The organism is Paenibacillus sp. FSL L8-0502 (assembly GCF_038593055.1).
Classification (GTDB): domain Bacteria; phylum Bacillota; class Bacilli; order Paenibacillales; family Paenibacillaceae; genus Paenibacillus; species Paenibacillus polymyxa_D.
This window is the reverse complement of the sequence record NZ_CP151958.1, coordinates 1,728,526-1,752,671: the sequence shown is the minus strand read 5'-3', so window position 1 is coordinate 1,752,671 and position 24,146 is coordinate 1,728,526. Positions and strand designations below refer to the sequence as shown.

The following is a 24,146-nucleotide window of genomic DNA, read 5'->3' as shown; positions in this document are numbered from 1 at the left end:
CCTCGTTAACTTCAACATGCCAATAAAAACATTTGACATTGAATATAAATGTCCTTAAACTTCACTTATTAAAACGTTTTTGAAAACCATTGTAATATCCTGAAGGAGGGCTGCTATCCTATGACTTTTCCGTCCCTGAACACCCAACAGGTGAGAAAACCAACGTTGACTATCTAGGAGGGACTAAATTTGAATCCGCAAACCCGCAAGTCCCGTTACATGTACACGATGCAGCTGGCGACAATTTTTATTGGCTTTATTGTATTTGGCATCTCGGAAAATATTAAAGGCCCTGCTATTCCACGCATTCAATTCGACTTCAATCTGGATGAACAGCAGCTCGGAACATTGTTGTCTCTAAACGCACTTGGTTATTTGATTGCCTGCTCGTTCACCGCCGTTCTTGTCCGTAAGTGGGGAATCAAGGCGGTCAGCATCATTTCCTTTGCTTCCATGATCATCTCGGGAGTGTTCATCTATCTGTCGCACACGTATCCTTTCTTCGCCTCGTCCTACTTCTTGATGTATATTGGGAACGGCATGCTGGAGATTGCGCTCGCCATTTTGGGGGCGAGGATTTTTGTGAAAAATACCGGCACGATGATGAATTTGTCCCACTTTTTCTATGGGCTCAGCTCAACAGTCTCCCCTTTGCTGGCGACGGGAGTCATGTCACTGACGGTATTTGGACATACGCTGGGCTGGCGGGGGATGTATCTGGCTATGTTGTCGCTCTGCCTGCTGCCGATTGTGGCCGCGCTGCTCAGTACCTTCCCGGGAGACGATCTGCAGCATGAGGAACGGACCTCACTCAAGACCCTAACCCGCGATCCGGCACTCTGGATGATGGTAATGATCCTGTCGTTTGGGGTAGTCTCTGAGCTAGCAGTTGGGGGCTGGCTAGTCAACTTCTTAGAGAAAGCGTATTCATGGAGTACGGTGAAGGCGTCCAGCATGCTCTCAGCGTTCTTTCTTACCTTCTCGTTGGGGCGCCTGTTGCTTGGTCCGCTCACTGACCGGATGGGGTTTGTGCTTTCGACGATTCTATTCTCCGCCTTCTCAGCGATATGTACGTTCGCAGCAATCGCGGGTGGGGAGAGACTGGCGTTTCTCTTTGCCGTATCGGGTGCAGGCATTGCAATGATCTATCCGACCGTGATGGCGTTCATAGCACGGAGATATCCGAAGGACAGTGATACAGCTATTACGTTCGTCGTCACGCTGATGGGTATAGGTAGTGTCATTGGCAACTATGTGATCGGCTGGGTAATCGAAGGGGTCAAGATAGTCTACGGCGCAACTACTGAGCTTGGCATGCTGCGCGGGCTTCAGGCGGGATATGGAGTTATCGGTCTATGCGCAGCCATCTGCGCGGTCTCGGGAATTATTCTCTACAGATATCTGAAAAAACGGCAGGAGCTTATATAAGTTACCATCTTAGGGTTGTCCCATAAGTCATGAACTGACTGGGACGCCCTTTTTTTACGAACTCCCCATTCAGTCAAAACAGTCCTTGTATGAACACATCCGATTTGAACACCGCTTTTGGATGCTGGCTGCTGCCAAATCGTCTGCAACCGGAACACGAGCGAAGCTTTTTGGTAAATACATAGTCTTCTTTGGGTTGTCATAGTAAATCAAACAGCTTTTTAAGGATTATTCAATATAACATACAATTGTATAATATATTGATACTTCATAACTTCCGTTATATACTATTATAAAATTTATACACTGGGGGTAAGGTTAAAATGTCCATAGCTTCGGAGTTGAGCGGAACGAAGCACGATTCACTCAGCTTTTTACAAGGGGTTAAAGATTGCATTCCTACATTGCTTGGTTATGTATGCATTGGGTTCGCGGCAGGGATTGTGGGCGCTTCGTCAGGGGTTAGCACCATGGAAATTGCCCTGATGTCGGCGCTTGTATATGCAGGAGCCTCCCAGTTTATTATGTGCTCAATGCTGGCTGTAGCCAGTCCTCCATCCGTCATTATTTTAACGACATTCATTGTAAATGCCCGCCACCTGCTGTTAAGTGCGTCGCTGGCTCCTTACTTTTCTAAATATTCACTATGGAAAAACATAGGTATCGGCGTTCTTTTGACGGACGAATCCTTTGGGGTAGCGTCTGATAAATTGGCTAAAGGCGGACAGGTCAGTGACCGTTGGATGAACGGGCTTAATATTACAGCTTATCTCGCCTGGATTGCATCCTGTGTGGCAGGAGGGATTCTCGGAAACTGGATTTCCCGACCGGAGGTTTTTGGTCTGGATTTTGCCTTGCCTGCGATGTTTCTTGCCCTACTCATTTCCCAGCTCCAAAGTGTCCATACCTCCAAACTCAAGCATCGTCTGCTGCTTGTGCTATGTATGGCTGTTCTGATGTACCTTTTGTCCTGGTGGGTGCCGTCACATATTGCTGTCATTGTAGCGACCATGATCACCGCAACGATTGGAGTGTTAACCGACAAATGAACATTAATCCCCATGTCCTGTATATCATTATCGGTGCCATGATTGTCACGGCGATCCCAAGGATCATTCCCTTTGTCGTGCTGCAAAGGCTGGCGCTACCCAAGCCAGTGCTACAATGGCTTTCCTATATTCCTATTTGTATTTTCACTGCACTCGTGATGGAAAATCTACTCGTCCGAACCGAGACCTCCGTCACTTTTAATGGGCAAGTGCTTATGGCTGTCTTTCCAACGCTAGTGACCGCCTTGTGGAGCAAAAACCTGCTGGCTACCGTCGTTGTCGGTATTGTGAGTATGGCTGTAGTTCGACTTTTATGGATGGGGTAGATCAAAAAAGGGTGTAGAACTAACTATAGTTAAATCGTGAAATCAAGTATATATAGGTTGTGTCTGATTTATTGAAGAATCATTTACAAATTTATATAAATGATAAAAATGACCTTTATTCTCTATTAAATAATCAAAGGAACCTTCTTCTACTACTCTTCCATCTGACATAACAAATATCTTATCATATTTCTGCAATGCAGCTTTAGACAAACGATGCGTTACTACCAAACATGTAATAGTTTCGAGACCTAATATCACCTCTTCAATGGCATTCACCGTTTCACTATCCAAAGATGAAGTTGCTTCATCAAGGAGTAATAACGGTGTTTGCCTAATTAAGGTTCTGGCAATCGCAATTCTTTGTTTTTCTCCCCCTGATAGCCTCCCTCCTTTTTCACCAATCTGTGTGTCCAAACCATAAGGCAATTTATCGATAAGTTTATTAAGCCCAGAGGCACTTATCACATTGGAAAGAATCTCATCTTGGAACGATTGATACATTGTAATATTTTCTTTAATACTGCTATCGAATAAAAAAACGTCTTGCTGCACAACCGATTCTAACCGACACCAATCCTCAGCAGATATGAACTTTAAATCCAAATCATCTACATAAATAATTCCATCATAATCATCATATTGTTTCATTAGGAGCTTAAGCAAAGTAGACTTTCCAGACCCGCTAGGCCCTACAAGGGCATATTTTCCCCCTTTATTCAAAACCATGTTAATATCATGTAAATTTAGGTGATTTCGGGCATAACCAAAGCTCACATTTGTAAAACGAACAGAGTGTTCTATTGATGTTTTTTTTATATATTGGTTACCATCCTGATCTTCGTGTAAAATTTCTAATATTTTAGCCGAAATATCACGCAATGCCCTAATTTGAGTTATATATTGAATACTCATATATACTGGATTGACAACTTTATTAGTCAACTGTACACAAGCGATCATAGTACCTAGTGTGATAGCTCCTCGAATTGATAAAAAACTGCCAACAAGAAATACAGAGATAAACATTACTCCTCCAAATACATCGCTCAATGAGCTTACATAAGCATTTAATTTAAAAAATAAATACTTATTATTTTCAACGACAGTATTATTCAAACGAAATTGCTGCTCCACATGTTGCTCTACTCCATAGCTTTTAATAACAGCAAATCCAGAAAAAACATCATTTATTTTTATCGTAAATTTTTCTAAAGCATCTGCAATATTTCGTTTTCCAGCTCGGATTTTTTTTCAAAAATACGTGGAATTAAAATAGATATTAGTGTAAGTAAAAGTAATATAACAACAATATTAGGACTCAAAACAAACATAGCAAAAAGAGCCGCCAAAAACGAAACTCCTGTACTGGTCAAAGAAAATATATTTTTTAAGTAATCATCCTCAATCATTTTAATATCATTATTCATGATCGAAATGTACTTTGCACTATGGTTTGAAGTAAACTGAGAATGGTCTTTATATAGAATATGTTGGAAAACAATCTCTTTTAAAAACAACACCGTCTTACAGAGATAAGAAGATTGCGATAAATTGGAAAACATTTTTACGAGAGAGTTAATTATAATGAAGCCTATTGCAATTAAGGAAATTTCAATAAACTGCTTTTCCCCCTGCGATGTGGCGGTGTCTATTAAACTTTTGAATATAAAGGCTAGATAAATATCGAGCAAACTAGCGAGACTGATCATAAAAATGACTACAAAAAACCTATATTTATATTTAAATAGAAATAAAGTCATTTTCCTGCCTTCAGAAAAAGGTATTCACATATGAATTATTCCTTTAGACTTAGCTGCCATTACGGCCTCAGTTCTTGTATGAACATTGAATTTACTAAATATATGTGTCAAATGATATTCGACTGTCCTCTGGCTAACATATAAAAGGGCTGCTAGCTCTTTGTTGCTTTTTCCTAGTGCTAACCCTTCTAAAATTGAGCGTTCCTTAGGGCTGATTAATATATCATCATATTCTGGAATGGTATGTAAGCTTTGAAATAATTCCATTGGTAACGTAGCCAATCCATCTAAAGCATTACGAATGGTCCGCATCAATTGTGCCGATGTAGCTGTCTTATACACAATGCCGGAGATGCCAAGTTTCAATAACTGCTTTATTTTGGGAGACTTATGGTTTGAAATGCTTATTATTATTGGCCGATCTCTTCTGTATATGGGCTCCAGCTCATCCAAACTGATTAATTCTATATCACAAACTAATAGTTGCTAATCCTCAAATATACCTTTTTCAATAAAATCAGTATACGATCTAAAAAAAAATGCATACATGTCCTTTTCCGGCTCAATCCATACTTTGAGTTTATTTTGCCAAGTCAATTGATTTTCTATGATTACAATGGTATTTATATCGATCACCCCCTTGCCTCCTAGAGCTAAAATAAAGGCTCACTGAATGTAAACCAATTTATTTACCATAAATTTCGTACCTTTTTGAATTAAATAGTAAAGCTGCAAAACTTCCTGAAATTATTGTAACAATTACATTCATTACTACTGAATCCCAATGAATTGTTTCTTTAATGTCGGGAAAGGTTGGTCGATTGGAAAAGGTACTTATTGTAAGCATATTGGCGTACTGTTTAAAAGATTCTAGTGATGATGTTCCAATGCTCCAATGCCAAGACCCTTTTATTATTAAAGCAAATTGAAAGCCGATTACTGCAATAAAAATAAAGGCAATCAATAGGTGACCTGTCGCTACCTTTTTACTCACCCATTTTGCTAAAGAGATTGCAACCCCCATCAATGAAAGCCCACTTAACATTCCAAAAAACTTTGAGCAAAATAAATATAAAATACCTTCAGAAGGACTAGTTGACTGCACAATGCGCGTTAAGTATAACCCTTGCGGATTAAGAAAAATCTCTATGAGAGTTGCCCCCCATACAACCATAATTCCAATTAAAAATACTATTGATTTAATAAAAAATAGACTTGATGTTTTGAGTGGTAGCATATGATTAAGTGTCATTTTTCCTATAAAAAACTCATTGTAAAAGTCCATAAATATGTAAAGGGGTATCAATATCCCTATAACCATATTGATTAGTAGATAAGAGAATGCTAATTGTTGATGATTATTAATTAAAAAATGAAGACTAAATATACCGCTTAAGATCGTAAGAATAGCAAACACCATAAAATGTCTTTTGATTTCTACTTTAAATATATGAGAAAATAACATATTAAGCCCCTTTTCAATGAAATAGCCGCCTGTTTAGTAAAAAACAGGCGGTAATACAGAAGATTTTGTTTAAACATACAAGACACAAGAATTTTTGTTATCTACAAGACAAAATGCAGGAGTTACATTGTTCATTACTTTTTGAGGTTTTACAATCCACCGCATTCAACTCACCTCCTTTCAAATATATTAATAGTTATAGTTAAATTCCCTAGATTTATTGATGACGAAAGTTAAACGCAAGCATTTCCTCTAAATTATATTTAAATTCTCTACAAACAGGCTGCTTTTCTTCACTTTCAAATGCTTGCTGAGCGCATCCTCCACCACATAAAGGTAAAACATTACAACCCCTACATTTTTCGAATTTGTAAGGAGAATAATCCATTCATTTGTTAGAATTAAGTTGTTCAATACTAAAGTTTTCGCTAATATGTCCAATTAAATAGTTCTTATTTCCAACCGTATTCCAGCACTTCTGAATGCCTCCATCTGGCTGAATGACCATAGAGTTAGCTGCGATTGCAGCGCAAGCAACCGGTTCATACTGAGGATAGTAAGATATATTCAATCCTTTTTCTAATGCGCATTCGTATAATTTTATAATTACCTTTGAAAAATCTTTATTCGCATAACAACTGCTGTTGCTAACACATCCCCCTGCGCTATATTCAGTAGTTGCTGAAAAATAAATACTTACCTTGTCTTTGAAAAGTTGCCTTCCCATATATTCAATATACTCATTCATAAAATGAATATTATCCAAATCCACATTTGTTCTAATCGTAATATGGATAAATTAACATGATTTATTAATATTTTCTATAATTTTATCAAAAGTGCCCTCTTTATTAGCTAATATTCTTCTTTGATCGTGGCTTTTTTTTGAACCATCTATTGTAATTTGGATCCTTTTAACACCTAATTCTTTCAATTTCTTAGCCCGGTCAGATGTAAGTAAATATCCATTTCTTACCATAAAATGATCAATGGATATTTTATTTTTATTAGCGATAAAGTTTATACGCTCCATAAGACTGGTTATATTTTTAAATTCAAGTAATGGTTCACCTCCTGTCCAATTCACAATAATACGTTTAAAATGTAATTCTTCAACCGACTTTTCTATATAAGTCAGAATTTCATTCTGTATTTTTTGCGAAAAGCTCTCTTTCCTGATTTAGAAGTCAAATTTTCAAAACAATAAGAACATCTAAAATTACAGCTAAACGTAGGCAAAATAGTTAAATTCAAGGTCTCATTCTGATGTCTAACTATTTTGAACTGTTCCTCCATCTGGTCTAGTTCTTTTATAGGCCCTACATATAGGAACTGACCTTGAAGTAATTGTTCTTTCTCTGCACAATGTTCAAGATAGTCCATATCTTTTTGAATTAAGGCATTATACAAACCCTTATGTATTTCACCGAATCCATTCGATAAGCTGTTATAAATTAAATAACTTTCCTCATCAGAATCATTTAATAGCAAATATTCGTTGTAAGATGAAACTCGCAAAATTAATCCTCCTCATCTTAGATCATAGACTTGAATATTTCCTCTATAGACTGTTCATATTCGTCTCTTATATCTTTTACATTTCCTTGTAGCAGTACCTTTCCGTCATTCACAAATGCTACATCAGTAAACAATTTTTCAACATCATTAATTAAATGAGTACTTATAATAACCGCACTAGTAGGATCAAAGTTATCAAGTATAATTTGTATAATCTTATCCCGTGTAGAAGGATCCACAGCCGCCAAAGGTTCATCCAAAATATACAGCGTTGCTTTCCTTGCAAAAGCCAAGGAAATACTTAATCTTTCCTGCATTCCTTTAGATAAAGATTTAATTTTGTCGTTTATATCCAAACCCAATGATTTCACCATTTTGTATGCTAAACCTCGGTTAAAATCGACAAAAGAATGTTCAAAAAAAGCAATAGCTTGCTCGATGGTCATCCACTGGTAAAGAAATTCTCTGTCAGGCAAATAAGAAACGATCTTCTTCGTTTCAACACTAGGTTTCAAACCTTTAATACGAATCTCACCTCTATAATCCCTCAGCAGAGATACGATGAGTTTCATTAATGTCGTTTTCCCTGCTCCATTGGGACCAAGGAGTCCTAAGATAGTTCCAGGCTTTATTGAAAGAGTTAATGAGTCAAGAGCTTTTTTACTACCATACTTCTTTGTAACATTATTACAATTCAATATATAATCCAATATACCAACCCCTTATAAGTATCCTATAATATTATTTAAAACTTTTTTATTTTCACATTTTTTCCAAAAGAAGTGCTCTTTCTTCTATATATTACTATCTGATTTGAAAGTAAACAACGCAATTTTTCCGCAAGATTTTGTCGTTATTTTTGTAATCATTGTTTATTTCAATTAACTTGTCGACTGAAAGGATCGCTTATGGATTACATCCTCATGCTATCCTAACTACAACCAGTCCCTATTCACAAACATCTTTCTTCCACCATACAGATAGGCTAAAAACGTAAAAATGACAATCAAGCCGAGGCTGTAAGGCTCAACTCTGGGTGCATAAGTCGCTGTTTGCGGCATCATAATATAATAAGGAATCGTAAAAGGAAACCACGCACCTATGGAAGAGTGAAAGCCCGTTATGACAATATTAGGAACCACACAACAAATAGACATTCCCAAAGAAGCTCCAAAATTCCGAATTTTTATCGAGAGCATAAGCTGTAGTGCTGCCAGGGGAAAAATCCCGATCCACCCTCCCAAGCCGGTAGAAAGAACGACAGACCAAGGGATTTCTCCTGGAGCACCTGCTATATTTCCACTTACAAAATAGTCCAATATAAATATAAGCTGATCAAGACCCAGTATGAGAATGAGCAATATATATTTTGCATAATAAATTTGCTGACGAGGATACGGGCTGCTTAATAAAATCTTCCATCCCCCATCCCGATGCTCATACGCACACAAAAGAGAAGCGATAATTCCACAATAGAGTGGATAAAAAAACATAGAGTGAAATTGCGCTGAATACGTATATAAAGTTAACCAGCTGGGCGAAAAAAACTGTTTCAAATCGTTCAGCTCGAGGACTCCCATTAAAGAATTTATGACCGCATCCAATATAATGAGAATCCATACCATGATCCATTGAAGCTTTATCGTCTCTACGCGTAAAATAGAGCCCATGTATCTTCTCCTCTCTATTTGAATTCATGCTTGGTAAACTGTAATGTACCAAGTCCCGTAAAGATGACTCCCGCACTTAAAGCAACGATTACCCAAATCATGTGTTCCTTCATTAGAGGACTTGATAGGGCAGGGTACGACCAAGGCAATATTTTAATCCACAGAATACTTGTGCGTGCCAAAAACAAGCTTGCAATAGAGCCGAATATACCAAACGCTAATGGGAATGCCTGATTAGTGAAAAGTGTAGACAGCCAAAGTTGAATTGCAAGTACTGGTAGGGTAGCCAAACTTGCATTAATCGGCTGTAACAGCATGATCCGCCAAGGAATGGGTTCGTTTGTATATAACACCCAGATGAGGCTCATACCTGCTACAGTGATCAAGGCGGTACCCAACTGCAGAATCACGATCCATACAATTTTGGATAAATAGATATAGCTTCTGGGAACAGGCATGGCCATAAGCTGCTTCCATGTTTGAGTATCATGCTCTGTACCGGCCATAATGCTCGCCAAAAGTGTACCGCCAAGCAGCATCACAAACGAAAGGAACATAAACATAACGGCAAAACCAGCATAGACACCTCCTGGTCCTTGCCGAAAGTAAAGATACCATTCCACAGCAGTCATGCCTGTAAGTACACACCCCTGTATAAGAGGAATCCACCAGCATATTTTCTTCAGCTTAAGCCCCTCTGCCTTTATAACCCGGAGTATCATAAGCTTCGCTCCTTACCTGTCAGTTCCAGGAATATCTCCTCCAATGTTTTTTTCTTCTCTGTGACCCGATAAATGGGATGATTGTGCTCCACAAGCACCTTGATCATCTCCGATGATTGTTGCCGATCTACAATAGGAGTCACGACCTCATTTGGTTCAATCGATTCAGCTCCAGCAGTCCATCCGTGCTGAATCAGTGCACCAGCAGCCAGAACAGGATCTGGGGTTTCAATGAATAATTGAGGCTTGCTTTTGGCGGTGAGTTCCTTCATCGTTCCCTGGAAAATCATTTCACCCTGATTAATAATTCCTACATAGGTTGCAATCTGCTCAATTTCGCTTAATAGATGGCTCGAAACCAGTACCGTCATTCCATAAGCGCCAGGAAGGCTCATAATTAGCTCCCGGATTTCCTGAATACCAGACGGGTCCAAACCATTCGTCGGTTCATCAAGTATCAATAATTTGGGATTCGCAATAAGCGCCATAGCAATCCCCAGTCTTTGTCGCATCCCCAAGGAATATCCCTTTACCGGACGATACGCATCCTTGCTTAATCTCACTAAATCCAGCACTTCATGAATTCTTCGGGTCGGCAGTCCACGCATCGTTGTAACGATTTCCAAATTTCGATATGCGGATAAATGGGCATAATAGGCAGGTGATTCAACCAAGGAACCCACATCCTTCAATATTTCCATACGCTGATCCTTCAGCTTTTTCCCGAAAATCTCAATTTCTCCGGATGTGGATTTAATCAGCCCAAGTAGCATACGAATCGTGGTTGTTTTACCTGCCCCATTAGGTCCTAAAAATCCATAAATTTGCTGACCAGGTACCTGAAGATTTATTCGTTTTACAAATTCCCGCTTTCCAAAACGCCTAGTTAGCTGCTGTGTATGTATTACATATGCAGACATTTCCTGATCTCCTCTCGATTTCTAATGCTGAAGTTTAAGTTATATACAGTTTACTGTAGTAAAGTTAACATCAGGTAAACAGTCCCTAAACAGCAGGCAAAAAAACCGAGCAAACAGCAAAATGTGGGGTTAGATGTTAAAAAGTTAGATGTTTAGCGGCAGTGAAATCTCCATCCTTGTGCCCGCTTTACTGCCTGGAAGGATATGAAGCGTTCCGTTGTGCACTTCAATAAAGCTTTTAGCAATAGGTATTCCATGCCCTTGGGAGTGAGATGCCTGTATGAACTCATTGGAATTCATTCCTATTCCGTCATCTTCGATAGAAATATGAAGCTTATCGTTCGCTTTGTTTACTTCCATGGAAACGTGTGTACCTGGAGGATTATGAATGATTGCGTTAATCAAAAAATTCTGCAGCGCTCTGCCTAATAGCTTGCTATCGAAGGACATAATACAAGTCGCCTCCATGGACGTAAAAGAAAATTCGTATTGCTCAGCCGAAGGATGGTTAGCGATATCTATGACCGCACTACGAAGAAACTCCACAATGTCCTCCTTCTCCAATTGGATGGGCAGTGGACTTTCCTTAAGCTGCATAGAAGCATTCAAATCCTGAATCAACTGCTTCATTTCAGTCACTTTCTCACTAATACTCATACTAAAGCTTCTTCTTTCTTCATCAGACCAGTCATACTCTTGAGCAGTTAGCATGGCCGCATATCCTTCAATATAAGATAATGGTGTTTTGAGATCATGGCTGACACCTGCTACCCACTGCTGTTTTCGTTTCTCTATTTCCACTCTTTCTTCCTCATTGCTGCGCAATTGAGCCGATAAGATGTTCATTTGTTCAAAAACTTCTTTATACAATTGATACGGAGGCTTATAACTATTTTTCTGATTTTTTTTACGCTCCGGTAGTTCCAATTCAGTTAGTGGCGCTTGAAATTCCCCTGTGGCAATATTTCCAATCCATTTGATTACATACACCAAAGGCTTGCCTATATACCATCCGTAGGCAGCTATGAACACAGCACTCTGCACGATACCAAGTCCTGTCCAGAATAGATTAATATTTATATTTTGAGATGCTCCAAATATACTTTTTATAAAAATATATAAGATCGTGCAAATAACAAAACATAGGACATAGACCAGTACAAAACATAACGTTACTTTCATAAAACGGAAGGACATCTTAACCAGAGAGTTCATCCTCATTCCTCCATCTTGACTGACATCATTTTATAACCAAGCCCTCTTACATTGATTAAAAATTGCGGGTGCTTGGAATCAGGTTCTATTTTTTTCCGCAAACGGGAGATATGAATCACTACGGTCTTCTCATCACCCAAGAAGGCCTCGCTCCATATCGCCTCGTAAAGCTGCCGTACACTGAAAATACGGTTAGGATGCTTGCACAAAAATACCAGCAGCAGCCATTCACGCGCCGGACACTCGACCTGCTTGTCCTCCACATACAACACACCGGATTCCAGTTCCAATCGAAAATATCCAAAATCTAAAGTGCGCATGGCCGGTTTCATGGCCACTGTCGAAACTTTCCGATATTTCATTCGAGCCTTCATACGGGCAACAACTTCCAGCGGGTTAAACGGTTTGGTAATATAGTCGTCTCCTCCGATACCGAACCCCATTAATTTGTCTAGATCTGTATCTCTTGCCGTCAAAAAAAGAATAGGGGCATCCGTATATAGACGCATTTGACGACATATCTCAAACCCATCGCTATCAGGCAGCATGACATCAAGTACAATCACATCTATATGAGATTCCATCACGACTTGCAGCGCTTCCCGCCCCGTTGCAGCATGCTTAACTTGAAGGAACCCTTCTTTTTTTAACACCGTTGTCAGCATATCCCGCAATCCCTGCTCATCGTCTACTATAAGTACTGCAATTTCTTCCATAACCCAAGGTTCTCCATTCTTTTTTTACATTTTTTACTTTCATTATAAAAGCAAACGGGCAGAATTTAAATCGAGTTCCATCACATATCGTTCATCCCCGTGAATATACTTAATAACCAACAAGGCCAAACTGTGCCGTGTATCCACTTGGGGGGTGCCTAATAATGCCAGAACCACGCCAGCCATATTCATTCGTCGTATCCCGCGAAGATTGGTCGCTGCATCGCAAAGGGTACCAGGACCAGCAACGTCATCAGCAGAAGGTCAAAGATGTCATTAAGCAAAATCTACCCGATCTGATAACGGAAGAAAATATTATTATGTCGGACGGTCAACAGATTATTAAAGTGCCGATTCGCAGCCTGGATGAATATCGCTTCATTTATAACTATCAAAAGCAAAAGCATGTAGGCCAAGGGGATGGAGATAGTCAGGTGGGAGATGTCATCGGGCGTGATTCTGCCTCCCAGAAGCCTGGTAAAGGTGAGAAAGCCGGCGACCAGCCGGGACACGATATTATGGAAACGGAAGTCAGCATAGAAGAGCTGGAAGATATGCTGTTCGAGGAAATGGAATTGCCGAATTTACAGCAAAAAGACAAGGATCAAATTGAGGTTGAATCTATCGTGTTCAATGATATACGTAAAAAAGGCATGCAAGCGAACATTGACAAGAAACGAACCATTCTCGAAAATCTACGCCGCAACGCCCGTGAAGGGAAGCCCGGCATTCATCATATTAGTCCGGACGATCTTCGTTACAAGACATGGGAAGAGAAGACCATTCCCCAATCCAACGCGGTCATTATAGCCATGATGGACACCTCAGGCTCAATGGGCGCTTTTGAAAAATATTGTGCTCGCAGCTTCTTTTTCTGGATGACCCGCTTTTTGCGCCGTCAGTATGAAAAGGTGGAAATTGTCTTTCTCGCGCATCATACCGAGGCTAAAGAGGTTACGGAAGAAGAATTTTTTACCCGCGGAGAAAGTGGCGGCACGATCTGCTCTTCCGCTTATTTGAAAGCCCTAGAGATTATCGATAAACGATATCCTCCTTCCAGCTACAATATTTATCCCTTCCATTTCTCGGATGGCGATAACCTGACCTCGGACAATGAGCGGTGCGTGAAGCTAATCGAGGAACTTATAAAGCGGAGCAATATGTTCGGCTATGGCGAAGTGAATCAATATAATCGCAGCAGCACGTTGATGTCAGCCTACAAGAATATTAAAAAGGATCAGTTTATGTACTATGTCATCAAGGAGAAAGGTGAGGTATACCAAGCCTTACGCACCTTTTTTCGCAAACGGGAAGGGGGAACGGTGGGATGAGCACCGACCAGAAGGAGCTAGAATATGCGATATCAGAAATTATGGAGATTGCAGATGGATTCGGGCTCGACTACTACCCGATGCGATATGAGATTTGTCCGGCGGATATTGTTTATACGTTCGGAGCCTATGGTATGCCCACGCGCTTCAGCCACTGGAGTTTTGGAAAAACGTTTCACAAGATGAAAATGCAGTACGATTTTGGATTGAGCAAAATTTATGAGCTGGTCATTAACTCCAATCCCTGCTATGCCTTCCTGCTGGAAGGAAATTCTTTGGTGCAAAATAAACTAATTGTCGCTCATGTACTGGCACACTGTGATTTTTTCAAACACAACGCCCGCTTTTCAGCTTCTAATCGCAATATGGTGGAGAGTATGTCGGCCACAGCAGATCGAATCAACAGCTATGAAATGGAATATGGTTCAAAGACTGTGGAATCCTTCATTGACTCTGTACTGGCGATACAGGAGCATGTAGACCCACAACTTATCAAACCAAGGCATCTGGATAAACAGCGCTATATGGAACTCAAAATCAAGGAGCAAAAAGAACCCAAAAAACACCAGCGTCCCATCGGACCTTACGATGATCTGTGGTCACTGGACACAGTAAAGCAGCATGATTCGGCCGAGACCGAGGGTATTAAGGTACGCCAGTTTCCACCGGAACCTGAAAAAGATATCGTCTGGTTTATTCAGGAATTCTCCGAGGTACTGGAGGACTGGCAGCGAGATATTATGACGATGCTGCGGGACGAAATGCTATATTTCTGGCCCCAAATGGAGACCAAAATCATGAATGAAGGCTGGGCCTCCTATTGGCATCAGCGGATTGTAAGGGAACTGGATTTGACCGGGGAGGAAACCGTTGAATTTGCGATGCTGAATGCTTCCGTCGTACAGCCTTCCAAGCAAAGCCTGAACCCGTACTATTTGGGACTGAAAATATTTGAGGATATTGAAAAACGTTGGGATAACCCAACCCGTGAGGAGCAAGAGCGACAAGGGCGCAAACCGGGCGAGGGTCGAGCTAAAATGTTCGAGGTGCGAGAGTTTGACTCAGACACCTCTTTTATACGCAATTACATGACCAAGAAGCTGACAGAGGATTTGGATCTGTACGTGTTTGAGAAACGGGGACCTGATTGGAAAATTACCGATAAATCCTGGGAAAACATACGGGATCAGCTCGTGTTTTCACGTGTGAATGGAGGCTCCCCTTATATCGTCGTCGAGGATGGAGATTACCTGCATACGGGCGAGTTGAAGCTCAAGCACCAGTACGAAGGCATTGAGCTAGATTTAAAATATATGGAGCGCACGCTTCCGTATGTATATCAGCTGTGGGGGCGCACCGTTCATTTGGAAACGATGATTGAGGGTAAGCTCGCCTTATTCTCATATGACGGTAAGAAGCATCATCGTAAATTTGTATAGTCATGCATCCATTTCATAATACCTCTAGCTGCTTCAATTAAAACTAGATATAGATCAAAATGTTTTAATTTGTATATTTCTAGTTACAACCATCAAACTTTAATGAGTTATGAAATTGATTCTCATATAAAATCAATAGCCAGCCTACATTTAAAAAGGCGCATTCCGAACATACGGATATGCGCCTTTTACTACTTTTCCTTAAATTCGACGATATAGCTTTGATTGAGCTGTTTTCCACCTTCCGAAATGTTCTGGTACATGGATAAAAACCGGGCGGATGGGCTCCATACCGTTGGGCTGTCATAAGATTGGATATTGGTCGTAACCGGAGTGGTTTTACCCGTGGACTGGTCAAATACATACAGCCCTCTCATGCCTTGCTGATCCTCATCATAAATGGAAAAAGCAAGCTTGGACCCGTCACTGGACCAGCTTCCACGACTCATTAAAGTACCTTGCCCGACAATTCCTTTCTCTTTGCCCTGTTCATCCAAAATGATCATACGGGCTGGTTCGGATGTATTCCATTTCCGCTTTTCAATGGCGATAGACTTACCGTCAGGCGACACGGCAAAGGACATGGCACCCTCTGCAATGGTCACAGCCTGAGGATGATTAAGGGTGAACCGATTCAGCACTGGATACCCTTGTTTATCACTGCCTGTATAAAATATGGCGTTACCCACTTTTTCAACATGAGACATCAATTCAGAGCGATTCGGATCTTGAAAATTCAATTCTTCAGCTTTGCCGTCCAGACCAATCAGTCGGATTTTACCATCCGGTGTGCCTGTAATGAGATGATTCTCATCGCTCCAACTCACTTCATTAGTTATATCCAGCTTGCCAATCGATGTAACCTTACCACTGCTTAGTTCCAAAATGTAGCCCTGAATATCATATTTGCTGTTGGGGCTACCTTCAGTAAAGAAGACATGGCGCTGATCCGGTGATACCACAGCAAGTAACTGTGGAGCCTTACGACCTGGTGTTAAAATCCGCTCCTTGTCTGTCTCTACATTATGAATCCACAGCTGGGTTTTACGCTCCACAATCAGCTCTTCGTCGCTCAGCCAAGACCTCGCGTAGACATCCCCCAGCCTGTCGATAGACGATACTACCAGCTCGTCCGTTACTTGCTGCTGGGCTGCATCCGTGTCAATCACAGTAAGCTGTTGGCCCGGTTTCATACCGAATGCTGGATTTGTCTCTCCTGTGCTCTTCATGCCGCAACCGCTGAGCAATCCCCCGGCGATTAAGCCGATCATAAGCAGCCCCGTGGCTTTCTGTCTGAAAATTCTTGTACGGGAATCTTCGCGATGAGAGGAGCCGTTCTTTTGCCCATAGCTGTCTATGTTTTTCTTTATCATGTACAACGACCTCCTTGTTAACGATACCCCCAGTTTAATGCCCGAACATCTCATGAATACATCGAATTGTTTCCAAGTTGTAAACAAGACACCATTCTAGCCCTGTGCTAACAATCGGCCGTTTACAGGGAGATATCGTGAACCAAGAGGGGAAGTCTAAGCGAAAATTCATTACCACTTACATTCGTATGGCTTTTGTCATTTTCCAAGCTACTATAATCTGAAGCTGTAAGCTGCAACTCTCCCCCCATGCGCTCCGCCAGTCTGCGCGCCAGAGGAAGACCGAGTCCCGTACCGCTGTCCTGACGAGATCGATCACGACTTAAAGTAGCAAACGGCTCAAAAATCATGTCCCATTTCTCCCTAGGAATCCACGGACCGGAATTGCGTACATACACAATCACAGTGTCCTGTTCTACCCGATTCGATAACGTAATCCATCCACCGTCTTGATTATACTTTACTGCATTATCCAGCAAATTTAGTACAATATGCATCAGATGCTTAGGGTCTCCCCACACCTGGGCTGGAACGGTATCTATCGAAAAATCCAGTCTACGCGCTGCCGCTTTTCCTCGAATATGGCTCCCCGCATCTTCCAGTAACGAATGCAGTTCCACAACCTCCGTATGCAATTCAAAATCATATTTATCCAGCACAGATAGCCGCAGCGAGTCCTCGACAAGCTCGTATAACCGTTTTGTTTCCTTACTGATGCTTTCTCTCGCTTCACGCACCAGTTCAGGATCATCCCCATACATATCCAGTAAATCAGCATAAGCTTGAATAGAGGTTAACGGGGTCTTTAGTTCATGACTGATATTTCCAATAAAAGATTTTTGCTGCTGCTCTAGCTCTCTCAAACGCTGAACCGTTTCTTCCAGCCGAAGCTTTTCGTTTTCCAGCGCGGTAATGCTCTCCCGGATCACATGGCTCATCTGGAGCATTCCTTCATCCAGTCTTCCCAGCTCATCCTGCCGCCGCAGCAGTCTGGCTTCCGGATAATGCCCTGCCGATATCTGTTCAGAAGCGCGAGTTAGTCTTCCGATGTCCCTCGTCTGGCGGCTGACATAGCCTAAACCTAAGATAAAGCTCAATACCAGCACCGCACCCCCCGTCCATAGAAACAAGTGGGCAATGGCCCGGTAGAACTGCTGCTGCGCTTCTATTGAGCTGTGAAGCTGTACCACTCCCAGTAAGCCGTCCGGACCTTGAAGCGGAGCCAAATAAGTGATTGCGCTTCCTTCCGTAATGTATGCAATTTTGCCTTGGATCGCATAGGAGAGCGCCTGGCTGACATCTGTTCTAAAAGCCAGCGGTAGAGAATTGCCAACCTCATGCCCCTGACCATCATATAAAATAACGCGCATATTACTGGATACGCCCAGTTCCACTGCGAGCCCAGGTGCCTGCTTCTTCATAAAGTCTTCCGGTGATTGGCGCACTCCCAACAGGTAAGACTGTTTTACACGCATTTCTACAATTTCGGCCTGACGCTTTAAGCTGCGTTCCATTTGATCTGTCTGGTTAGCGCGAATACCAGTAAGCACGAGCCAGCTCAGCACACCGACAGTAAACAGCAGCAAAGCCGCCAGTACCAGCGGAAATTTCCAACGCAGGCTCAAGCCTGTAGGTTTGCGTTTGCGCTTCTGCTGGTCGGTGGACCGCAAGTTTCCTTGCTGATGGAGTGAATGATGTTCGTTCACGTCATTTTCTCTGCCTTATAGCCGATACCATACACGGTCTGCAATATCGCCTGATGCGGCTCAAGCTTCTTGCGCAAACGCTGGATATGAATATCCACCGTCCGCGTTCCTCCCACATAATCGAAGCTCCATACCTGCTCCAGCAGCTCGTCCCGTGTATACACCCTTCCGGCATGAGATACCAACAGCGCCAGCACATCAAACTCCTTGGGGGTCAGATCCAGCGCTATGGCTCCAAGTTCAGCTGTTCGGCTGGACGGACGTACCCGTAATGGGCCGAGTACCATTTCTGTTCCTTCCGGGGCAGGTGCTCCTTCTCGCTCCAGTCTCCGTACCAATGCTTTAATACGAGCGAGCAGCTCCCTCAGATCAAACGGTTTGCTCATAAAATCGTCCGCACCCAGCTCCAGTCCGAGTACCTTATCAACGATATCGTTTTTGGCCGTCAGCAGTAAAATACCGATGCCCTTCCGACTTTCCAAACGGCGGCACACCTCATATCCACCCAGTTTGGGCATCATCACATCCAATATGAGCACATCCGGATGGAACAAACGTATTTTTTCCAAGGCGTCCTCCCCGTCAACGGCGGTTTCCACCAAAAAGCCCTCTCGCTTTAACGCATAAGCCAGCGCATTTCGAATGCTCGCCTCATCGTCCGCTATCAGTATTTTCTTATCCATGTCCTGCCCTCCCTGCTCTCGCTTCATTTTATTTTACGCTCCTGGCGACAAAGGGCAAGCCCGCGACCTGAACTTATGTTACTCCAACTTTCCATAGCGCCATCATTAGACATTGACTCTTTTTAATGTCAAGGAAATATGACGCAGTATAAACATCTCTTCCCTCACTGCCTTGCGCTTTGAAGTGTCTTACCTGTCCGTATATGCTAAAATACTTCCGTATCAGCTATTCGCCTACAGGAGGGCATGATCATGAAACATTCTATTTTGATCGTAGAAGACGAAGAGAAGATTGCCCGGCTTCTAGAGATCGAGCTTCAATTTGAAGGCTATCAAGTATGTAAAGAAAAAAACGGAATTGATGGGTTGGAGACGTATTGCAAAGGCAATTGGGATCTAGTATTGCTGGATATTATGATTCCCGGTCTCAATGGCATCGAGCTACTTCGGAGGATTCGTAAGCATGATGCAAACGTTCCTGTCATTTTGCTGACGGCTAAAAGTTCCATTGCAGATAAGGTCGAGGGACTCGATTTGGGAGCCAATGATTATGTTACCAAACCGTTTGTGATCGAAGAGCTGCTTGCACGTGTACGGGCCGCACTCAGAGTGGGTGCAACGAAAGACATGGCTCCACAAGTGGTAGATCAATGGCTTAGTGCCGGGGATTTACGTCTCCATGAAGGTACTCGTGAAGTTCTTCGAGGAGAGCACAACATTGAGCTTACACCGCGAGAATTTGACTTGCTCGTTCATTTACTTAGACACCAGCGACAGGTACTTAGCCGCGAACAATTACTGGAAAATGTATGGGGTATAGATTATATGGGCGATACCAATGTGGTCGATGTGTATATTCGCTACGTGCGCAATAAAATCGACCCTACGCGCCAGCTCCCTGAGCTGATCCATACTGTACGCGGAATTGGTTATGTTCTGAAGGAATCCTTATGAAGCTACAAAACAAAATCCATACGTATACCTCGTTATTATTCGGGATTTTACTTGTGGCCATTCATTTCTCAGTCTATTTCCTATTCAGCCAACTTTCGATAGACAGTCGAAAAGACCAGGTAGAGGACGCAGCAGAGAACATGATTCGTGGGATTCAACGTGCTCCGGTATCCGTAGCCGCTGAGGATCTTCTCCGAGCCTATGTACCGCTGGATGGCATGCTTCGGCTAATGAAACCAGAAGGCGACTTTCTTCCCCCTATCACCTCTTCTTCCGAGCAATCTCTTAGCTTGATGAAGGGCGTTTTTGATGAAACACGGCAGGTTCGCATCATTACCTATGAAAGCAACCGTTACATTCTTGTATCGCTCCCCATGATTTGGACCAATGGCGAGGTTGTCAATCTCCAGGTGACCGAAAGTCTGCAACCGACGATGCAGACGCTACAGGTACTCAGAATCGTACTTGTTGCTGTCACTGGCATTGCGCTCATTCCTGTCGTGGTATCGGGAAGACTGCTCGGCAGACTGATTACACGTCCCATTACATCTATGATTAGCACGATGAAAGAAATTCAGCGCAGCGGGAAATTTAAACGTCTTCCGCTCCATTCATCATCACGCGACGAACTGGTCGAAATGGGTGAAACATTTAATGACATGATTGAACTGCTGGAGCGAAATTTCGTCAGGCAAGAACAATTTGTATCTAATGCGTCCCATGAATTGAAGACGCCGCTCACCATTATTGAAAGTTATGCCAGCCTGCTCAAACGGCGGGGGTTGCAGCATCCCAAGATTTTTGCCGAATCCGTTGAAGCGATCCATTCCGAGGCGATCCGAATGAAGGACATGGCAGAGCAGCTTCTTTTGTTGGCCAGAAACGAAGAACAGTGGAATGTCGTGCTGGAGTCTGTACGCCTGACCAGCATCGCGACAGAATTAAAGACTACATTTGAAAATGCGTTCGCCCGACAAATTCAACTGGATGTACAGGCAGACTGCAATGGCTATACCGATGAAAATAAGCTGAAGCAGCTCCTATTTATCTTTTTGGATAATGCACGCAAATACAGTGACGAGCCGATATACCTGATGATTGATACCGTGGACGGCACAACTCAACCCTGCATAAAAATCACAGATCAAGGAATTGGAATCCCGGAAGAAAAGTTATCTAAAGTATTCGACCGTTTCTATCGTGTGGATGAAGCCAGAAGCCGCGAGGAAGGTGGGGCTGGGCTAGGCTTATCATTGGCTACAGGAATTGCACAAGCTATACATGCTCAAATTGGGCTAGAAAGTGTAGAGGGAAGCGGAACAACTGCAACGATCATCCTCCCTGCCGTTCCAAAATAATAAGCCAAAGGAGGAAATAACGATGAAAGCCATCTATGTGTGGATGATTGGGGGTACGCTGGCGGCTGTATTGATCACAATTTGTCTTTTACAGTGGCCTTGGGCACGGTCGTTAGCAGCTTCTCCATTGGAAGAAAAGGCCGTCATCCAATCCGTTTTACATCAGTATCCCGGTGAGGTGCTTGAAACGCAACGCTTGGGTGATTTTTATCTGATCAGGCTGGAACGCGCCAAAGGGAAATACGATATAAGAGCCAATGCCTATGACGGTGTCATCGAATCCATTAAGCGGGCACAGGCTTATACAGATGCGAAGCAGGAGCCCCAGAACCACAAGCCCGGTAGCTCACCAACCAGAGACACATCGAATCCAACTAATAAACCTGACCCAGCTTCTCTCGTCATTACGGAGAAAGAAGCAGCCAAGCTTGCTTCCCAAGCAGTTAACGGAACATCCGATGATATTGAGCTTCATCGCAACGACAAAGGCCTCTACTATCTGGTTGAGGTTGAGGTAAAAGATGGGCGTGAAGCAGTAGTACAGGTCAATGCAGTATCGGGCTCTATTGACTCTATAACGTGGGAAAAAGAAAAACAGGCGCACGACGAATCATGACGATTTGACGATCATCTCAGCTCATGTTTCTCATGGTTTTCTCATGATTCTATTATGTTCCTCTCATGTTCAAGAGATAAGCTGTATTCATGCTTATAGCACAAGGAGGAATGATGTAATGAAAAAAAATTATACATTAGGAATTATGGCAGCCACGGTTCTGCTTGGTGTTACGGTTACGGGTGTCTCAGCGAGTGCCGTATGGGCCGCTAAACCTACGGACCTTATTGGAGCGACTGCCGCTGCCAACATTGCCAAGAAAGCTGTGAGGAATAATGCACAAGTTGAAGATGTCGAACTGGAGCGCAAAAACGGAAAGGTCTACTATGAGGTGGATCTCCAACAAGGGGATAAAGATTGGGATATAGATGTTGATGCTTATACTGGGAAAACCATCCGTTCCCATTCTGAGCTTGATCATGACTCGAATGACGAGTCCATCCTTAACAAGCCAAATCACATCACCCTGACTGAAAAGCAGGCTGGGCAAATTGCGCTTAAACACGTGCCCGGGAGTACCCTTTTGTCTTCTAAATTGGATAAGGAAGATGGACAGTTCATCTACGAGGTAAAGGTACTCACCAACGAAGGAACCGTTGAACTTGAAATCCATGCATCATCTGGCACAATCGTGGATACAGACGAAGATGATGACAACGAATATTAATCACCCAGGTCAATAATCAGGGTAACTAAATACAGAGCTAATTAAAACGGAGCAGCGAACTTTCACTGCTCCGTTTTTTTTGACCCATGTGACACAAGAAAAGAACGAAGATAGCTTCATAAAACTGCACCTATTATTTCCTTATGAATAGACTGATAACTAACAGAGGATTACCTTGTTCTTCAATTCAAAGTCAAGTGAGGTTCTTATGGCGAAATCCTATACTAAAGCACAGATTCGCAAAATCACCCGTCGTTTCGGCTTGATTCCATTAAAATCAAGCTTAGTCTCATCATTATACCGAAAAAATGCAGTGATCCAGGTGAAAACGAAAAAAGGAACTTATGCATTAAAACCTTTTAGTCGTACAAAGATGGTCCGTTCAAATACGATTCAACAGATGGAACGAGCTGCGAGCCATATAAGGCTTTTGAAAAAGAGAAAGTATACCTACATGCCCGCATGGCTCCCCATTCATTCCGGCAAGTTATGGACTCTATATCAAGGAACGCCATTTTATGTAAGCCAGTGGGTCAAAGGACGGGGACTGGAGACCGCTGAAGATTTCGAAAAACTGGGGCGGGCACTTGCCACACTTCACGCCACCTCCACCGGCTTGCATCGGATGGATAAAGTAAAGTCTCCTCCGACCATTCAACAATTGCGGATATGGAAAAACCAGGATCGTCTTTTTCAAAGAAAAATGATAAAAAACAGTCGCCATGATAAAACGTACCGCAACTGGTACAATGCTCACGGCGAAAACTGCAAACGTTTATCCAGGCGAGCATGGAAGGATTTGCAGGATGCATCCATCATAAGGCTACTTCGGATGGAACATCGGCACCCCTCCTTGATACACAGTGATATCACTACCCCAAATGTCATTATTTCGGATGATGGTCATCTCAAAATCATTGATTGGGATCGGGTTAAGATCGGCTCAGTCTATGCTGATTTGGCAAAGGCCCTTATGAATACGACTCAATTCAATCCTGAATTTGTGCAGTCCTTGCTGAAGGGATACCAAAAACGCAAGCCACTAAGCCGAACTGAACGGAAGATTGTTACGGCTTTATATAAACTACCACGAGAAGCCTGGCATGCTTCCCGACACCCGCACCGTTCAAGAGATCGTGAAATCCTGGACCATTGGGATCAGTCGTGGCCTCTTCGATTACAAATCATCCATATTTTGCAGGAGTGGGCTCATGTATAAAAGAAAGT

At 42.5% G+C, this 24,146-nt stretch carries 26 protein-coding genes and 1 pseudogene; 10 read left to right on the top strand and 17 right to left on the bottom strand.

Features of this window, described 5'->3' with window-relative positions:
• Nucleotides 1-189: 189 nt before the first annotated feature.
• The 3 genes from NSQ57_RS07835 to NSQ57_RS07825 all read left to right on the top strand — a co-directional run bounded on the left by NSQ57_RS07835 (nucleotide 190) and on the right by NSQ57_RS07825 (nucleotide 2,803).
• Nucleotides 190-1,428: an MFS transporter gene (locus tag NSQ57_RS07835; RefSeq protein WP_342425870.1), complete on the top strand. Its 1,239-nt coding sequence runs from the start codon at nucleotides 190-192 to the stop codon at nucleotides 1,426-1,428.
• Between the two features lie 323 nt (nucleotides 1,429-1,751).
• On the top strand, nucleotides 1,752-2,477 hold the full coding sequence (locus NSQ57_RS07830; RefSeq protein ID WP_069012798.1) for an AzlC family ABC transporter permease: 726 nt from the start codon (nucleotides 1,752-1,754) through the stop codon (nucleotides 2,475-2,477).
• The gene (locus tag NSQ57_RS07825; protein ID WP_029516541.1) at nucleotides 2,474-2,803 is read left to right on the top strand and encodes an AzlD domain-containing protein; all 330 of its coding nucleotides are present in this window, start codon (nucleotides 2,474-2,476) and stop codon (nucleotides 2,801-2,803) included. The genes NSQ57_RS07830 and NSQ57_RS07825 overlap by 4 nt, the downstream gene beginning before the upstream one ends.
• A gap of 42 nt (nucleotides 2,804-2,845) precedes the next feature.
• Here NSQ57_RS07825 and NSQ57_RS07820 read toward each other — a convergent pair whose 3' ends face one another.
• The 14 genes and pseudogenes from NSQ57_RS07820 to NSQ57_RS07755 all read right to left on the bottom strand — a co-directional run bounded on the left by NSQ57_RS07820 (nucleotide 2,846) and on the right by NSQ57_RS07755 (nucleotide 12,792).
• Nucleotides 2,846-3,718 (bottom strand): ATP-binding cassette domain-containing protein, encoded by an 873-nt coding sequence (locus NSQ57_RS07820; RefSeq protein WP_342426123.1) that lies wholly within the window; start codon nucleotides 3,716-3,718, stop codon nucleotides 2,846-2,848.
• Nucleotides 3,719-3,784: 66 nt separating this feature from the next.
• Nucleotides 3,785-4,515, bottom strand: a pseudogene (locus NSQ57_RS07815) (ABC transporter transmembrane domain-containing protein); the annotation flags it as partial.
• Between the two features lie 75 nt (nucleotides 4,516-4,590).
• Nucleotides 4,591-5,019 carry a response regulator transcription factor gene (locus NSQ57_RS07810; protein WP_049816938.1) on the bottom strand — a complete coding sequence of 143 codons (429 nt, stop codon included), beginning with the start codon at nucleotides 5,017-5,019 and terminating at the stop codon, nucleotides 4,591-4,593.
• A gap of 33 nt (nucleotides 5,020-5,052) precedes the next feature.
• Nucleotides 5,053-5,202, bottom strand: coding sequence for a hypothetical protein (locus NSQ57_RS07805; protein ID WP_161626989.1), 150 nt, complete (start codon nucleotides 5,200-5,202; stop codon nucleotides 5,053-5,055).
• Nucleotides 5,203-5,251: 49 nt separating this feature from the next.
• Nucleotides 5,252-6,031, bottom strand: a complete 780-nt coding sequence (locus NSQ57_RS07800; RefSeq protein ID WP_342425869.1) for a hypothetical protein — start codon at nucleotides 6,029-6,031, stop codon at nucleotides 5,252-5,254.
• Between the two features lie 388 nt (nucleotides 6,032-6,419).
• The gene (locus NSQ57_RS07795; RefSeq protein ID WP_342425868.1) at nucleotides 6,420-6,779 is read right to left on the bottom strand and encodes a hypothetical protein; all 360 of its coding nucleotides are present in this window, start codon (nucleotides 6,777-6,779) and stop codon (nucleotides 6,420-6,422) included.
• 51 nt (nucleotides 6,780-6,830) lie between these two features.
• Complete coding sequence (locus NSQ57_RS07790) at nucleotides 6,831-7,160, bottom strand: radical SAM protein (protein WP_342426122.1); 330 nt, start codon at nucleotides 7,158-7,160, stop codon at nucleotides 6,831-6,833.
• A gap of 5 nt (nucleotides 7,161-7,165) precedes the next feature.
• Entirely contained in the window at nucleotides 7,166-7,549 is a 384-nt protein-coding gene (locus tag NSQ57_RS07785) for a hypothetical protein (RefSeq protein ID WP_342425867.1), read from the bottom strand.
• 17 nt (nucleotides 7,550-7,566) lie between these two features.
• Nucleotides 7,567-8,259, bottom strand: coding sequence for an ABC transporter ATP-binding protein (locus NSQ57_RS07780; protein WP_029516538.1), 693 nt, complete (start codon nucleotides 8,257-8,259; stop codon nucleotides 7,567-7,569).
• 225 nt (nucleotides 8,260-8,484) lie between these two features.
• Nucleotides 8,485-9,219, bottom strand: a complete 735-nt coding sequence (locus NSQ57_RS07775) for an ABC transporter permease (protein WP_342425866.1) — start codon at nucleotides 9,217-9,219, stop codon at nucleotides 8,485-8,487.
• A 14-nt stretch (nucleotides 9,220-9,233) separates the two neighbouring features.
• Nucleotides 9,234-9,941: an ABC transporter permease gene (locus tag NSQ57_RS07770; protein WP_023987832.1), complete on the bottom strand. Its 708-nt coding sequence runs from the start codon at nucleotides 9,939-9,941 to the stop codon at nucleotides 9,234-9,236.
• On the bottom strand, nucleotides 9,938-10,861 hold the full coding sequence (locus NSQ57_RS07765; RefSeq protein WP_342425865.1) for an ABC transporter ATP-binding protein: 924 nt from the start codon (nucleotides 10,859-10,861) through the stop codon (nucleotides 9,938-9,940). The genes NSQ57_RS07770 and NSQ57_RS07765 overlap by 4 nt, the downstream gene beginning before the upstream one ends.
• Nucleotides 10,862-11,005: 144 nt before the next feature.
• Entirely contained in the window at nucleotides 11,006-12,076 is a 1,071-nt protein-coding gene (locus NSQ57_RS07760) for a HAMP domain-containing sensor histidine kinase (RefSeq protein ID WP_342425864.1), read from the bottom strand.
• A 2-nt stretch (nucleotides 12,077-12,078) separates the two neighbouring features.
• Nucleotides 12,079-12,792 (bottom strand): response regulator transcription factor, encoded by a 714-nt coding sequence (locus tag NSQ57_RS07755; protein ID WP_340954930.1) that lies wholly within the window; start codon nucleotides 12,790-12,792, stop codon nucleotides 12,079-12,081.
• Between the two features lie 164 nt (nucleotides 12,793-12,956).
• Between NSQ57_RS07755 and yhbH the strand changes: the two genes are divergently transcribed.
• Nucleotides 12,957-14,123: a sporulation protein YhbH gene (gene yhbH / locus NSQ57_RS07750; RefSeq protein WP_029516533.1), complete on the top strand. Its 1,167-nt coding sequence runs from the start codon at nucleotides 12,957-12,959 to the stop codon at nucleotides 14,121-14,123.
• A complete protein-coding gene (locus NSQ57_RS07745) occupies nucleotides 14,120-15,562 on the top strand; it encodes a SpoVR family protein (RefSeq protein WP_069012807.1) in 1,443 nt (480 codons plus the stop codon). Before yhbH ends, NSQ57_RS07745 begins: the two co-directional genes overlap by 4 nt.
• A gap of 191 nt (nucleotides 15,563-15,753) precedes the next feature.
• Here NSQ57_RS07745 and NSQ57_RS07740 read toward each other — a convergent pair whose 3' ends face one another.
• The 3 genes from NSQ57_RS07740 to NSQ57_RS07730 all read right to left on the bottom strand — a co-directional run bounded on the left by NSQ57_RS07740 (nucleotide 15,754) and on the right by NSQ57_RS07730 (nucleotide 19,324).
• Entirely contained in the window at nucleotides 15,754-16,935 is a 1,182-nt protein-coding gene (locus NSQ57_RS07740; protein ID WP_342425863.1) for a WD40 repeat domain-containing protein, read from the bottom strand.
• 122 nt (nucleotides 16,936-17,057) lie between these two features.
• Nucleotides 17,058-18,641 (bottom strand): HAMP domain-containing sensor histidine kinase, encoded by a 1,584-nt coding sequence (locus NSQ57_RS07735; RefSeq protein ID WP_340931767.1) that lies wholly within the window; start codon nucleotides 18,639-18,641, stop codon nucleotides 17,058-17,060.
• Nucleotides 18,638-19,324, bottom strand: a complete 687-nt coding sequence (locus tag NSQ57_RS07730; RefSeq protein WP_029516529.1) for a response regulator transcription factor — start codon at nucleotides 19,322-19,324, stop codon at nucleotides 18,638-18,640. Before NSQ57_RS07730 ends, NSQ57_RS07735 begins: the two co-directional genes overlap by 4 nt.
• Before the next feature lie 252 nt (nucleotides 19,325-19,576).
• Here NSQ57_RS07730 and NSQ57_RS07725 point away from each other — a divergent pair, with 252 nt between their 5' ends.
• The 5 genes from NSQ57_RS07725 to NSQ57_RS07705 all read left to right on the top strand — a co-directional run bounded on the left by NSQ57_RS07725 (nucleotide 19,577) and on the right by NSQ57_RS07705 (nucleotide 24,138).
• Nucleotides 19,577-20,278 carry a response regulator transcription factor gene (locus tag NSQ57_RS07725; RefSeq protein WP_069012810.1) on the top strand — a complete coding sequence of 234 codons (702 nt, stop codon included), beginning with the start codon at nucleotides 19,577-19,579 and terminating at the stop codon, nucleotides 20,276-20,278.
• Nucleotides 20,275-21,636: a HAMP domain-containing sensor histidine kinase gene (locus NSQ57_RS07720; RefSeq protein WP_342425862.1), complete on the top strand. Its 1,362-nt coding sequence runs from the start codon at nucleotides 20,275-20,277 to the stop codon at nucleotides 21,634-21,636. The genes NSQ57_RS07725 and NSQ57_RS07720 overlap by 4 nt, the downstream gene beginning before the upstream one ends.
• Nucleotides 21,637-21,658: 22 nt before the next feature.
• Nucleotides 21,659-22,252 carry a PepSY domain-containing protein gene (locus NSQ57_RS07715; protein ID WP_342425861.1) on the top strand — a complete coding sequence of 198 codons (594 nt, stop codon included), beginning with the start codon at nucleotides 21,659-21,661 and terminating at the stop codon, nucleotides 22,250-22,252.
• Nucleotides 22,253-22,370: 118 nt separating this feature from the next.
• Nucleotides 22,371-22,919, top strand: a complete 549-nt coding sequence (locus NSQ57_RS07710) for a PepSY domain-containing protein (RefSeq protein WP_340954918.1) — start codon at nucleotides 22,371-22,373, stop codon at nucleotides 22,917-22,919.
• Between the two features lie 208 nt (nucleotides 22,920-23,127).
• A complete protein-coding gene (locus tag NSQ57_RS07705; protein WP_318626819.1) occupies nucleotides 23,128-24,138 on the top strand; it encodes an aminoglycoside phosphotransferase family protein in 1,011 nt (336 codons plus the stop codon).
• Nucleotides 24,139-24,146: the final 8 nt, after the last annotated feature.